10 protein-coding genes are annotated in these 14,225 nt (G+C 46.1%); 8 read left to right on the plus strand and 2 right to left on the minus strand.

All coding sequences use genetic code 11. The features are described 5' to 3' along the window. Positions 1-138: 138 nt before the first annotated feature. The 5 genes from Q1V85_RS13760 to Q1V85_RS13780 all read left to right on the plus strand — a co-directional run bounded on the left by Q1V85_RS13760 (position 139) and on the right by Q1V85_RS13780 (position 5,222). Positions 139-1,119 (plus strand): helix-turn-helix domain-containing protein, encoded by a 981-nt coding sequence (locus tag Q1V85_RS13760; RefSeq protein WP_300600858.1) that lies wholly within the window; start codon positions 139-141, stop codon positions 1,117-1,119. A 119-nt stretch (positions 1,120-1,238) separates the two neighbouring features. Beyond that, a complete protein-coding gene (locus tag Q1V85_RS13765; protein WP_300600860.1) occupies positions 1,239-1,757 on the plus strand; it encodes an AGE family epimerase/isomerase in 519 nt (172 codons plus the stop codon). Between the two features lie 75 nt (positions 1,758-1,832). Then, on the plus strand, positions 1,833-3,536 hold the full coding sequence (locus Q1V85_RS13770) for a GMC family oxidoreductase (protein ID WP_300600877.1): 1,704 nt from the start codon (positions 1,833-1,835) through the stop codon (positions 3,534-3,536). Between the two features lie 13 nt (positions 3,537-3,549). Continuing rightward, complete coding sequence (locus tag Q1V85_RS13775; RefSeq protein ID WP_300600862.1) at positions 3,550-4,113, plus strand: gluconate 2-dehydrogenase subunit 3 family protein; 564 nt, start codon at positions 3,550-3,552, stop codon at positions 4,111-4,113. Positions 4,114-4,166: 53 nt separating this feature from the next. After that, positions 4,167-5,222, plus strand: a complete 1,056-nt coding sequence (locus Q1V85_RS13780; RefSeq protein ID WP_300600864.1) for a Gfo/Idh/MocA family oxidoreductase — start codon at positions 4,167-4,169, stop codon at positions 5,220-5,222. Positions 5,223-5,703: 481 nt separating this feature from the next. Here the strand turns inward: Q1V85_RS13780 and Q1V85_RS13785 are convergent, their stop codons facing one another. Together Q1V85_RS13785 and Q1V85_RS13790 are read right to left on the minus strand one after the other, a co-directional pair. After that, a complete protein-coding gene (locus Q1V85_RS13785; protein WP_300600865.1) occupies positions 5,704-6,918 on the minus strand; it encodes an ROK family transcriptional regulator in 1,215 nt (404 codons plus the stop codon). A gap of 186 nt (positions 6,919-7,104) precedes the next feature. Beyond that, positions 7,105-8,532: a sugar porter family MFS transporter gene (locus tag Q1V85_RS13790; protein WP_300600867.1), complete on the minus strand. Its 1,428-nt coding sequence runs from the start codon at positions 8,530-8,532 to the stop codon at positions 7,105-7,107. A gap of 528 nt (positions 8,533-9,060) precedes the next feature. On the opposite strand from Q1V85_RS13790, the gene Q1V85_RS13795 reads away from it, so the two are divergent. The 3 genes from Q1V85_RS13795 (at position 9,061) to Q1V85_RS13805 (ending at position 14,015) form a co-directional block, all read left to right on the plus strand. Then, positions 9,061-10,143, plus strand: coding sequence for a DUF4855 domain-containing protein (locus tag Q1V85_RS13795; RefSeq protein WP_300600869.1), 1,083 nt, complete (start codon positions 9,061-9,063; stop codon positions 10,141-10,143). 673 nt (positions 10,144-10,816) lie between these two features. Next, complete coding sequence (locus tag Q1V85_RS13800; protein WP_300600871.1) at positions 10,817-12,799, plus strand: sialate O-acetylesterase; 1,983 nt, start codon at positions 10,817-10,819, stop codon at positions 12,797-12,799. Between the two features lie 484 nt (positions 12,800-13,283). After that, positions 13,284-14,015: an alpha/beta hydrolase-fold protein gene (locus tag Q1V85_RS13805; RefSeq protein WP_300600873.1), complete on the plus strand. Its 732-nt coding sequence runs from the start codon at positions 13,284-13,286 to the stop codon at positions 14,013-14,015. Positions 14,016-14,225 lie beyond the last annotated feature (210 nt).

Here is a 14,225-nt window from a genome sequence, read left to right on the forward strand (position 1 = left end):
TTTTTTACCTTTGTAAAAATTAATTTTTCTGAAACAGGGCGGATCAAAGAGCCGGTAAGCCGTTATAAAATAGATGATCGCTCTGCTGCGGCAGACCCGGATCTATTGATTAAGGCGCTCCCAATAAAAAATATACACATGAAACATATCACCATCGTGGTGCCGGATTGCAGGGTTAATGTAAATACCATTGGTGGGGCCTATGATATCTTGTGTCGGGCCAATGAATACTGGAAGGAGGCGGGGCATCCGCCCTTATTAAATATTGAAATTGCCGGCTTTGTTCCGGAGGTAAAATCGCATAACGGGTACCTGGCGATCCGTCCCGTTGATATCCGCCAGATCCGGCATACAGACCTGGTTATGATACCGGCGGTACTGGGAGAATATGAAGAAGCCATACAGCAAAACCAGGAACTCATTGATTGGATCCGGCTGCAATACAAATGCGGAGCTGAAGTAGCCAGCATGTGTTCGGGAGGCTTTCTGCTTGCAGCTACCGGACTCCTGAAGAACCGAGCCTGTTCCATTCACTGGAATAAGGTAACGGAATTTGAGCGCATGTTCCCAGGGGTGAATATTGCCACGGGCAAGATCATTACCCATGAAAATGGCATCTATACCAATGGGGGTGCGTATTCATTCCTGAACCTGATGTTGTACCTGGTAGAAAACCTGTTCGATCGCTCCATTGCGATCCTTTGCTCAAAAGTTTTCCAGATCGAAGTGGAACGGACAACGCAATCGCCTTTTACGATCTTCCAGGTACAGAAGGAACACGACGATGAACTGATTCAGCATGCACAAACCTATATTGAAGAACACCTGGATACCCGTATCTCTTTTGAAAAGTTAGCGGTACAGCTGGCAGTTAGCCGGCGCAACTTCGACCGGCGCTTTATTAAGGCCACCGGTAATACGCCTGTGGCCTATCTGCAACGGGTAAAGATCGAAGCGGCAAAAAAAGAACTGGAACGCGGACGTAAAACCATATTTGAGGTGATGACGGACGTAGGCTATACCGATGATAAAACCTTCCGCGATGTATTCCGGAAAATAACCGGTTTGTCGCCTGCAGATTACCGGAGCCGGTATAACAAAGAACTGGTCAGCGCATAGCCCTGAACTGCCCGGAAAAATTGAATGGTGTTGATTATTAATTTATTTTAAAAAGAATGTATTTATAAGTAAAAATATTTCTAAATTTGTTGGTGAAGGCCATAATCCGATTGCAGTGTATGGAAGCCGCCCGCCGGTATTTTATGGACCTGGGCGAGCGGTTGGGCCGTCCGGAGCTGATAACAAAAGCGGTTGATATTACCATACAGATGATCGAATACGGATGGGATCTGCAATACGGTGGAATTTTCTATTACAGGGACCGGCTGGAACATCCGTTGCAACAATTGGAGTGGGATCAGAAATTGTGGTGGGTACATATGGAAACACTGATATCGCTGCTGAAAGGCTATCAGCTCACCGGGTCTGAAAAATGCCTGAACTGGTTTAAAAAAATACACGATTATACCTGGGCACATTTTAAAGACGGGGAATATCCGGAATGGTTTGGGTATTTAAACAGGAGGGGTGAAGTATTACTGACATTGAAGGGCGGAAAATGGAAAGGTTGCTTTCATATACCCAGAGGGTTGTATCAATGCTGGAAACACTGGAGAAGATTACGGCAGGCCCTGTTGGTGCATTTGCAGGTAATCCTTGCGTTTTTAAAAATGATCATTAACTTAGAGCAGTTTTAAAAAATATTTATTTAACACCTGCTCATGCAGGTTGTTTGCCAGGCAACGCCGTTAGAACGGTTAAAAACGATTGTAATGAGTGATCAGAATCCGGAACATGTTTTTGATGCCATCGTAGTAGGCTCAGGAATCAGCGGTGGATGGGCCGCAAAGGAACTTTGTGATAAAGGACTCAGGACCCTGGTATTGGACCGGGGAAAAGATGTAAAACATATCAAAGATTATCCAACGGCCATGAAGGCTCCATGGGAATTTCCACACAGGGGCCGGCTTCCGCTGAAAGTACTGGAAGAAAACCCCATTGCGGCCCGTTGTTATGCGTACGATGAAACGGCTGCACATTTTTTTCTGAAGGACAAAGATCAGCCCTATATCCAGGAAAAACCTTTCGACTGGATCCGGCCGGACCAGGTGGGCGGCAAGTCGCTGATGTGGGCACGGCAAACACAGCGATGGAGCCGCTATGATTTTGAAGGCCCCGGCAGGGATGGCTTTGCGGTGGAATGGCCCTTTACCTATGACGAGCTGGCGCCCTGGTACAGCTATGTGGAGTTGTTTGCCGGCATCAGCGGTAACCGGGATGGACTGGATACACTTCCGGATGGTGAGTTTCTGCCACCCTGGGAAATGAACCGGGCAGAGCAGTCGATGCGTCAGAAAATTGAAGCCCGGCACCGCGACCGCAATGTGATCATTGGTCGCTGTGCACACCTTACAGCGCCCCAACAAATACATAAGGACCAGGGGCGGATGCAATGCCAGGCCCGGCACCTGTGCCAGCGGGGATGTCCCTTTGGCGGATATTTCAGCTCCAATTCCTCCACGCTTCCCTGGGCTCAAAAAACAGGCAACCTTACGTTAAGGCCGGACGCTATTGTACATTCTGTTATCTATGATGACATCAAAGGGAAGGCAACCGGCGTTCGGGTGATTGATGCGCACACAAAAAAAATAACCGAATATTTTGCGAAAATTATTTTTATAAATGCTTCCACGTTAAGCACCAACCTGATCCTGCTCAATTCTGTTTCCAGAAGATTTCCAAACGGATTGGGAAATGATAATGGGTTACTGGGCAAATATATCGCCTTTCACAACTACCGGGGAAATTTAAGCGCGTCCCTGGAAGGGATGGAGGATAGCTACTATTCCGGGAAAAGGCCCTGTGCGGTAATGATGCCGAATTTCCGGAATGTACACCGGCAGGAAACCGATTTTCAAAGAGGATACATGGTCTTCTTTAGTGCAGGGCGCAGTGGCTGGGGGCATGGTGTTCCGGGCGCCCAGGCTGGCGGCGAATTTAAAGCGGCAATAGCAGACCCCGGTGGCTGGGGCGTATATATGATGATGCAGGGGGAAACCATTCCCAGGGAGAGCAATCATGTACGGCTTAGTAAGGATCAAACAGATCCATGGGGCATACCGCAACTGATCACTTCGGTGGGTTATGATGAAAATGACGAGCGGTTATTAAAGGACTTTTTAAATACCGGAGCTGAAATGCTGGAAACGGCCGGTGCAAAGAACATTTCCGTAACAGACACCAAACAGGCGCCGGGCCTGGATATTCATGAGGTTGGAGGCGTGCGCATGGGTAAGGATCCCGCAACCTCTTTGCTGAATAAATGGAACCAGCTGCATCATTGTCAGAATGTATTTGTTACCGATGGCGCCTGCATGGTATCTACCAGTACACAAAATCCTTCATTAACCTTTATGGCCATTACTGCAAGGGCGGCCAATCATGCAGTGGAAGAACTAAAAAAAGGAAACCTTTAAAATCATAAACCGGATGCACAGGAGAAAAGCGATTTCATTATTGAGTTTACTGGCAGGAGGAACTGCCTTTGGATTTTCCGGAATGCTTACCGGCTGTAACAAACCGGAGCGGAGCACGGGGATCTTAAAAAAGGAAGACATAAAGTTGTTGGACCAGGTTGGCGATGCCCTGCTGCCTGCAACGCCTGGCGTGCCTGGAGCCGCCGCCGCCAGGGTGGGCGACTATATTCAATCCATTGTAACCGACTGTTTTCATAAAAAGGATCAGGACTTCTTTTTAGCGGGTATGACCCGGCTCAGGGAAACGATTCACCAGAAAGCGGGTAAATCCTTTGAGCAGCTTCCGGATGCTGAAAAACAGCAGATGATTTTGTTCCTCGATGAACAGGCCACCACCTATAAACCTGCTAAACCGGAAGACCCGCAGCGGCATTATTATGCAACCATAAAAGGATTGATCATTACCGGTTACTTTACATCGGAAGCAGGCGCTACAAAAGCATTAAGATATGTGCCGGTACCCGGTAAGTTCAGCGGCGATATTCCGTTTAAGCCCGGCGATAAAGCGTTTGTATAACAACAGGATGCCGGGAGCATATACATTTTATTCAGGAACAAAAAGTAAACAACATGGATCATACAGGCAGCCGGCGCTCTTTTATAAAACAGGCCACACTGGCTGGAGTGGGAATGACACTGGGTTTAAAGGGCTATGCATTAACACCGCGGCAGGTGCTGGAAGCAGCGCCTGAAGGAAAAAGGATCGGGGTCATTGGCCTGGATACCGAACATGGACCGGCATTTGCACGCCTGTTAAACGCACCGGATGCTTCAAAGGAGCTGGGCGGATTTAAGATTGTGGCAGCTACACCCAGAGGGAGTAAGGACATTCGGTCCAGCGTGGACATGATTCCCCGGAATACGGAAGCGATAAAGGCCCAGGGGGTAACGATCGTAAATACCATCGGTGAATTATTGCCCTTGGTTGACCTGGTGATGCTGGAAACCAATGATGGGCGGCTGCACCTGGAACAGGCATTGCCCGTTTTCAAAGCAGGAAAGCCCATGTTTATCGATAAACCCATCGCTGCATCGTTAAAAGATACACTTTCCATTTATCGCGCTGCTGAAAAATACCGCGTTCCCATTTTTTCTTCATCAACACTGCGTTATATCCCTTCTGTACAGGAAGTAGTACAGGGGAAGATTGGAAAGGTTATGGGTGCAGATGTGTTTTCGCCCACGCCGGTAGAACCTACCCATCCCGACCTTTTCTGGTATGGGGTGCACGGCGTGGAAATGTTGTACACGATGTTGGATGCGAATTGCAGGGAGGTTACAAGAACCTATACACCCATGTCGGATATGGTGGTGGGTATCTGGGATGACCAGCGGATCGGAACGTTAAGAGGATTGCGCAATAACTCCTGGAGCTTTGGCGGTTATGCCTATGGGGATAAAGGTCAGCGTGCCACTCTGGGCGATTTTACCGGTTATGCCCCGCTGGTTCCGGCCATTATCGATTTCTTTAAAACCGGCAAATCACCGGTGCCTAAAGAACAAACGATCGGGGCCATTGCCTTTATGGAAGCCGCCGAAATCAGCAAACAAAAAAATGGCGCGTCGATCCGGATCGGTCAGGTAATGGACGCTGCTGAAAAACAAAGCCGGAAGCAATCGATTTGATATGTTGGGGGCATTTCAGGTTTGAGGTCTAATATCAGTCTTGTTTAACATCCGATGTCAGATCACTGGTCCCGTACGCAATCAACTGATGACTGAAAACTGATCGCTGAAGACTGGTTCAAGGTTTAAAGTTTAAGGTTAGATCGTTTGGCTCCTGATGCCAGCGGATCAATGCTGAACGCTAAAAGCTGAATGCTAAGTGCTGGTTTGCCAGATCACCGATCCCGTACGCAATCAACTGATAACTGAAAACTGATCGCTGAAAACTGTGTTCAGGTTTAGATCCGTTTTACACCCGATGCCAGATCACCGATCCCGTACGCAATTAACTGATAACTGAAAACTGATAACTGAAAACTGATCGCTGAAAACTGTGTTCAGATTTAAATCCGTTTTACACCTGATGCGCATTCCATTTCCACATCTTCACATTTTCACATTTTCACATTTCCATATCTTCAAATTTTCAAATTTCACCCGCTTACAACAGCAGCTTATTCCGCGCAATAAGACAACCGCCGATCAGGCCCGCTTTTTCACCCAGTTCAGATAGTACCAGTTTGGTATCCTGGCTTACAAGATTCAGGGAATATTTATTCAGGGCGCTTTTAACAGCCAAATAAATATAATCGCCCGTGGTTGCCAGTGTGCCTCCCAGGATCACCATTTCGGAGTTAAGAATATTGATCAGTACCGCAATGCCCCTGCCGATTTTTTCCCCGATGGCCGCCAACAGTTCAATAGACAGCATGTCTTCATTTTTAGCAGCGTCGATGATATCATTGAGCCGGATATCTTTTTTAGCACCGATACTGGATTTAACACCCGCGTCTATTTTTTCTTTAAACAGTCGTAATAAGGCAGTACCAGACGCTTCTGTTTCCAGGCATCCTTTTTTACCGCAATGACACATGATCTCATTATTAAAGAACGGGATGTGGCCAATTTCGCCGCTAAACCCTGATTTTCCATAATACACCTGGCCTTCAATCATAATACCCAATCCAAGCCCATAATCGAGGTTCATAAACAACACATTCTTCTCATTTTTTACAATGCCCTTATGAAATTCACCGTAAGCCATAGCCCGGGAATCGTTTTCAATGAAGCTTTTAATGCCCAGTTGCTTTTCAAGCAGGGCGCTCAGGGGCTGCTCATTAAAATGAAAGTAGCTATAGCTGGCGCCGCTATTGGTATTGATGCGTCCGCCCAGGTTCACACAAAGCGACAGGATCTTATGCTTGTCCACATTTGCGGTTTTGATAAAATCCTTAATCAGCTTAATCAGGTTGTTCAGCGAAGCCTCATTGTTTTCAAGCAGGAACGGGGTTTTCATATTGGCCTTGCGGAGGTTCTTCTGAAAATCGAGCAGCCCGATGTTTACATAGTAGGGCTTTACATCAATGCCAATAAAGAAGCAGGAGTCGGCCACAAGGCCATAGATACTGGCGGGCCGTCCACCGGTTGAATCAACCTTTCCATAATCGCTGATCAATCCTTCCTCGATCAGCTCATTGATGAGGCTGGTTGTTTTAGGCGTGCTGATATTGATGGCCTGGGCCAGCTCCGCAATAATGGCTTCCCCGTTTTTATCCAGGTAACTGATGATCTTTCTTTTCCGCGACTTGTTTTTGTAAGCTACTCCGGTTGATAGTTCATCTGAAAAAAAATCGTATTCCTTTTTCTTCTTAGCCATGGGTCGTTTTCTGTTTCGTTTTATTGATGCATTTTAAAACGCACCTTAATTTTTATTCGTGCTCAGGTATATTGCAATGACAGGCACCCGAGCTACGGGAACGATTTTTTCCGCAGTTCTGTATTGGAACGCCTGATTCGTTATCAACATCTCCCTGTATATGCACAGTGCAGCAAAAGTACAGGATCACACATGGATCGATTCAATTTCTTCAAGTGAGACCCCCTTTGTTTCAAAGATAAATTTATAAACAAATAGGAATGAAATAAAATTAAATACCGCATACAGTCCGAAAGTGCCCGCACCACCAAGCCGCGACAGCAGCATGGGAAACGTAAGCGAAACCAGGAAATTCATCCCCCAGTTAGCAAAAGTGGCAATAGAGCTGGCTGTGCCACGGATACTGTTTGGAAAAATTTCGGCTATATATACCCAGATGGTGGCGCCCCAGGACACGGCAAAGAACGCGATGTAGATTAAAATAAGAAACAGCACAAAGTAATTGTCCAGGGCATTCCTGTAAAAGATAATACTTAATACCACCATGGAAATGGCCATCGCCAGGGAACCAAAAAGCATCAGTTTTTTTCTTCCCAGTTTATCAATAAAGAAAAGTGCAAGTAAGGTAAATACCAGGTTAATGATACCGGTAAGTACGGTTTGAAAAAGGATACTGCTACCGGTTTGTGTTTGTTCAAATATTTTTGGGGCATAGTAAAAGATAATATTGATGCCGGTAAGCTGCGCAATGCCCGCAAACGTAATACCGATCAACAGGCGTTTCCGGTTTTTAAGCGCAAATACTTCTTTCCAGTTTGTTTTTGGTATGCCAGGGCTATTAATATGCATCTTTACATGTTGTAATACCGCGTCCACTTCTGCTGCACGGTAAAATAACCGGAGGATGCGTACCGCCTTTGCTTCCTTATTGCGGGTAAGCAGCCAGCGGGGGCTTTCGGGTACCAGCAGCAGGCCTGTAAAGAAAATAATGGCCGGTATAAGCTGCGCTTCAAACATCAGCCGCCAGTAATTATCCGCGTCCGTATGAAACAGATCCCTGGCAAAACCGGTGTTTGCAATGATCCAATTAGAGGCAAAGGCCAGCAGGATCCCGGTAACAATCGTGATCTGTTGCATCATCGTAAGCCGTCCTCTTTCTTTTGCGGGTGCAATTTCTGAAATATAAATAGGACAGATAACCGACGCCATACCTACGGCAACACCTCCAATGATCCGGAACAGCACCAGTACCTGGGCACTTTGGGCCCGGCCTGAGCCGATAGCACAGATCAGGAAAAAAAGAGCGGAGAGCAGCAGCAGGGGTTTGCGGCCAAACCGGTCGGCCAGGTGCCCTACAAACAAGGCTCCGATTACACAGCCTACAAGGGCAGAGCTTACCACCCATCCCAGCGCGGCTTCACCCAGGTGAAAGACCCGTTCAAGGTCGGTAAGGGTGCCGGAGATCACGGCCGTATCAAAGCCAAAAAGCAGCCCGCCCAGGGCAACGGTAATACTGACTAAAAGAATATATCTGTTCATATGGTTGGTTTGTAGCCGGTTGTCAGATCTTTTATGAGTCTGAATACGGGAAGCCTGTTCGTTATGATGCTGCAAATATGGTTGATTAATAAAAAAATTTAAAAACTTTTATTTTTTTGGATAAAAGGAAGCAGCCTGCAATGCCGCAATCCATGCGGATACCGCGGAGGATATAACGATTGCGACCTTATACAACCCGCTGCCACACTGCGTTTTTCTGTGTTTGGGCGTGTATCCGAAGTAAAAAGGTCATTTAGTATACAATATTTATAATTTTTTTTTAAAATAAATTGATTATATTAAATTTATTTATTTTATTTGGTTCGAAATAACGATTGGCTTACCACGCTAACAACCTTTGTGGTGTACGGGCAGCGAAAATGCTTTTTGGAGCCGGCTGAAGGAATGCTTGTAACGAGTTGCGCTTCCCGGCGAAATAAAGTCCACAAAGTAACGCTGTGCAACACCTGGTCTGCTTACCGTTAGGAGGGACCAGCAAAAGGGAAATAGTTTTGGGGAAGTCGGGTAACCTATCGAAGTTATTTTTCCTGTTTTCGGCCGGTCCCCTTAATTTTAAAAAATAACAGCAACCTGCTATACAAAATGACAAATAAATTAATGCTTGCTTTGGTGCTTATTGTATCACTGAAGTACGCAAATGCACAGGAATACCTGCCCCTGGCTTCGCCGCAAACGGATTATATAACGGATCTGGCCCTTATCTACCAGGGTGGGGTTCATCGTCCGGATTGGACGGCCGAACAGATAGCGCCCTATGTATACCGGCAGCAGGAGAAGAAGACCGATTTTTTATTTGACGGGTTTCTCTTCATTGAGTTTAAGAATGGAAAGGGGAAAGATTATTCCATCGGTTATGAAAAAGAACATGCCGGAAAGGAGGAATGGTCCTGGCTGCTGGACCGGAACTTTGAAAAGGGAAAGGCCATTCATGCATTGAATGATGTATTATCTGCACTGGCAAAGAAACGAATAAAGCCGGTTCGAAAACGTAAAGTGGTGCTAACCCTTCCGGAGCCGATCCATAATCAAAAAGAATGGGGTATGCTGGATGGTAAAATGCTGAGCTTTGACAATGAGGAAAGCCGCTTCCTGGCTTGTAAGTGGTATATTGATGATGCGCTGACCCGCTGGCGTAAGGCCGGCCTGAACCAGTTAGAGCTCTCCGGGTTTTACTGGGTGGCAGAGCAGAGCACCGGTGGAAAAACCTTAATACCCCGTATTGCCGAATACATCCGTTCAAAAAAAATGAAATTTTACTGGATTCCCTATTGGAAGGCGGAAGGACATGGTAGCTGGAAGGCTGCGGGCTTCGATGCTGCTTATCAGCAGCCCAATCACTTTTTTGAGGAGCATATACCGGATAGTCGCATCGACGAGGCCTGTGATTTTGCAAAACAGCACGAGATGGGAATGGAGCTGGAATTTGATATGCGTGTGGAACAACCCAATTTTGAAAAGCGGCTGATCGCTTATATCAACGGCTTTCAAAAGAAGGGCGTACTCGATGAAGCGGCCATGACCTATTATGAAGGAGGCAATGGAATCATGAAGCTGGCAGGGCATAAGGAAGCGCGGATGCGGGAACTGTATCAAAAACTTGCAACGATCATTGCCGGGCGTCAGCAGAAAGCCGATGCGTATTACAAACAGCGCAAAAGACTGTAAGCATCGGGACATCAGCTTTTAGCTTTCAGCTATCCAGATCGTTTTGATGGTTGTTTGCGATTTAACTTCAATTGCAGGGCTTGTAGAAATATTTAAAAATAGCCCGTTGCGACCGTTGCGGATTCATCGCGTATTCCTCGCGGTTAATACCAACGCTGTAAGAGTTTTAAACCGCAAGGGGCGCTAAGATTTCCGCAAGGCCCGCGGAGATATCATAGGAAATGCGGATTGACGTAATATACGTGTCAGCTATCAGCTATTGGCCTTTAGCAGTTAGTGTCCAGTGGCTCAATCGTTGTTCCAGGGCAATATCAATCGAAACGTCTGCAAAATATTTTAAAACATCCCATTGCGACCGTTGCAGGAGTATTGTGTGCTTTGCTTTAAACATATACTTCACCAGGCTTCGGAAGCCTAAAGAATCTTCGGGATGGAATATACCCGCCGCATTCTTTGCTTCTTTGCGCCGCTGTGTGAAACAACGTAGCATGTGTGCTGCACCTTAGTGCTGTTGCGTGAAATAAAACACCGCTTGTTCTGTCGGCGGAATATGCTTATTTTAGTACCCTCAAAAAATGATTGTTTGTAATGCGCTATAAGATGCTTATATGCTCAATGCAATGATCGTTTTGTAAAATCCTTCAGGTTATTTAGTAAAATAAAAAACAAACAGATGAAATCTTGCCGCTTTTTGCTCTTGCTAACACTTGTTTTAACACTTGGCTTTTGGAATGATGCATCGGCCGAAGTAGCTCTGCCGGCAGTAATCAGTAATAATATGGTATTGCAGCAAAAAGCAAATCCCGTCCTTTGGGGTACGGCAACCGCTGGTAAAACGGTTACGGTGCAAACTTCATGGGACAAAAAAACATACCAGGCAAAAACAGACAATAATGGCAACTGGAAGGTAACGGTAAAAACGGCATCTTATGGAGGACCTTATACCATTACCATTGCAGAAGATAACACAATTACATTGGAAAATATACTGATCGGCGATGTATGGTTGTGTTCCGGTCAGTCTAATATGGAAATGCCACTGGCCGGCTGGGGAAAAGTCTTGAACTACGAGGCAGAGATTTCGAAGGCAGATTATCCAGCCATCCGATTATTACAAGCCACCCATGTTACGGCCCATCAGCCTCAAAAAGAGCTGGCGGTGCGCAACAAAGGCTGGGATGTTTGTACGCCCGCAACAGTAGCGGAATTTTCTTCAGTAGCCTATTTCTTTGCCCGGGAGATCTATGAAAAAACAAAGATTCCGATCGGGCTGATCCATAGTTCCTGGGGCGGCACCATTGCAGAGGCCTGGACGAGTTATGAAACATTGCAGCGGCTTCCTGATTTTGCTGCTCCTTCTCAAAAAATAAAAGGAACCCCCAAAACAGACCGGTCGACCTTTGACCGGCTGATGGCCGAATGGAATGAAAAAAGACAAACAGCAGATAAAGGAATCCAGAACGGAAAAGCCATTTGGGCGGCTGCGGATCTGAATACCGCAGACTGGAAAACGATGCCGGTTCCCGGTCTGGTAGAAGAGAATGGATTGCCGGGCTTTGATGGAGTGATCTGGTTTAAGCGGAAATGCATCATTCCCGATAACTGGCAGTCTTCGGATCTGACATTAAACCTTGGCCCGGTAGACGATGATGATATCACCTGGTTTAACGGCGTGCAGATTGGCGCTACCAATGGATGGAATAAAGAAAGGATATATACAATTCCGGCAAAGCTGGTAAAAAAAGGAGAAAATGATCTTACCATCCGGGTAACGGATAACAGTAACAACGGAGGTATTTATGGAACTCCGGCGCAGTTGTTCATCAAAAATGCTGCAGAACAAAAAGTAGCACTTACCGGGAATTGGTGGTACAAGGTATCCTTTGCGTTGAAAGACCTGCCGGCGCCTCCGGAAAACCCCGAAAATCCCAACCGCCCAACGGTATTGTACAACGCAATGATTGCGCCTATTATCCCATATACTATAAAAGGAGCCATCTGGTACCAGGGTGAATCGAATGCCGGAAGAGCGTACCAGTACAGGGAATTATTTCCGGCGATGATCAGCGACTGGCGTTCAAAATTTCCATCCGGAAACTTCCCGTTCTATTTTGTGCAGCTGGCTAATTTTATGAAACGGGCAGATAATCCGGGCAATTCGGCATGGGCCGAATTGCGGGAAGCGCAGTTGATGACCACACAGCTTCCCAATACCGGTATGGCTACCATTATCGATATTGGCGATGCCGGCGATATTCATCCAAAAAACAAGCAGGAAGTGGGGCGCCGGCTGGCATTGATCGCATTGAATAAAGATTATAAGCAAAAAATCGAATACTCCGGCCCCCGTTTCAGATCACAACAGGTAAAAGGGGATGAGATGCTGCTGACCTTTGATCATGCGGTGGGAATGAAGGCTGCAAATGGTAAGTTAACCGGTTTTGCAATTGCCGGTGCCGACCAGAAATTTTACTGGGCCGATGCCACTATCAAAGGTGCTACCATCATTGTAAAAGCACCTGAAGTAAAACAACCGGTAGCGGTGCGCTATGGCTGGGCTGATAATCCGGATGTAAACCTGGTTAACGCCGCCGGGCTGCCGGCCTCACCGTTCCGTACAGACCAGTGGAACGGCGTTACAAAAGGAGTGAAATAAGCTGAAAGCTAAACGCTCATCCAATGGCTATCAGCCATCAGTTATCATGAACGACTGAAAACTGATGGCTGATAACTAAAGGCTGAAAGCTCGAAGTACGATCCCATTTTCCCATTTCCACTCCCGATAGCAATCGGATTCAAACGTCCTCCCGGTTCAACGCTAAATCTGGTTGGCTCTTGGTGAACGACTGAAAACTGATGGCTGATAACTAAAGGCTGAAAGCTCGAAATACGATCTCATTTTCCCATTTCCACTCTCGATAGCCATCGGGATTCAAACTTCCTCCCGGTTCAACGCTAAATCTGGTTGGCTCTTGATGAACAACTGAAAACGGATGGCTGATAACTAAAGGCTGAAAGCTCGAAGTACGATCCCATTTTCATATTTTCAAATCCTCAAATTTTTAAATTTCACCAGGCCCCCAATTCTCATATTATAATTAAAAAATGCTTATTTTGTATAACGATTTAAAATCCGGTTTATGAATAAGCATGTCAATTCCTGGTTCAGTCCATCCCTGCAAAAGGAAATGCCGATTGTTTCTTATGGACATTTTGGTACCGTATTGCTGCTGGTGCCTACGGCGGGAGCCGACTACCTGGAATATGAACGCTTCCAGCTGATCGATAGTCTGGCACCGTTGATTAATGAGGGGAAGCTGAAAGTATATTCGATCGACAGCGTGAATAACGAAAGCTGGCTGAATAAAAACATGAACAACTGGGATAAGGCCCAGCGGCATGAGCAATGGAATGCCTATGTGTACAATGAAGTGCTGCCGTATATAAAAACGGTATCGGGAGATGGTACGCCGGTGTTTATCAGCGGTGCTTCCTTCGGAGCATTGCATAGTATGAATCTCTTCTTAAAACGTCCGGATCTGCTGGCGGGAGTAATTGCGATGAGTGGAGTATATGATCTTACCTATTATTCCGATGGATTTATGAATGATACCGTGTATTATAACAGCCCCTGGCATTATATGCCCAACCTTACAGATCACGATATCCTGGAACAGATCCGTAGAAGCCCGCATATTCATATCCTCACCGGTGCCGGTGCATATGAAGATCCCAGGGCCGGCGGCGAATTTGCAAAAATCCTTTATGATAAGGGGATCTATTATGAGTTTGATAACTGGGGCGAAAACTATAAGCACGACTGGCCCACCTGGCGGGAAATGTTACCACATTATATAGGTACCCGGTTTTAAAAGAAATGTTTCAGTTTACAGTTTCAACGTTAGATCCGTTTGATACTTGATGTTAAAGGTTAGATCACTGATCACGGGACAACAATGAATGAAAACTGAGAACTCCTATGTTTGATTATAAAAAGTTCTTTGAGATATAGATCAAAGTTACCAATAGTTTTGAGTTTAATAAAGGTGAGAGGAGAGTGAGAGCGGGCTGAACGCTAAATA

Origin of the sequence: Niabella sp. (assembly GCF_030150205.1) — a bacterium.
In the GTDB taxonomy this organism is placed as follows: domain Bacteria; phylum Bacteroidota; class Bacteroidia; order Chitinophagales; family Chitinophagaceae; genus Niabella.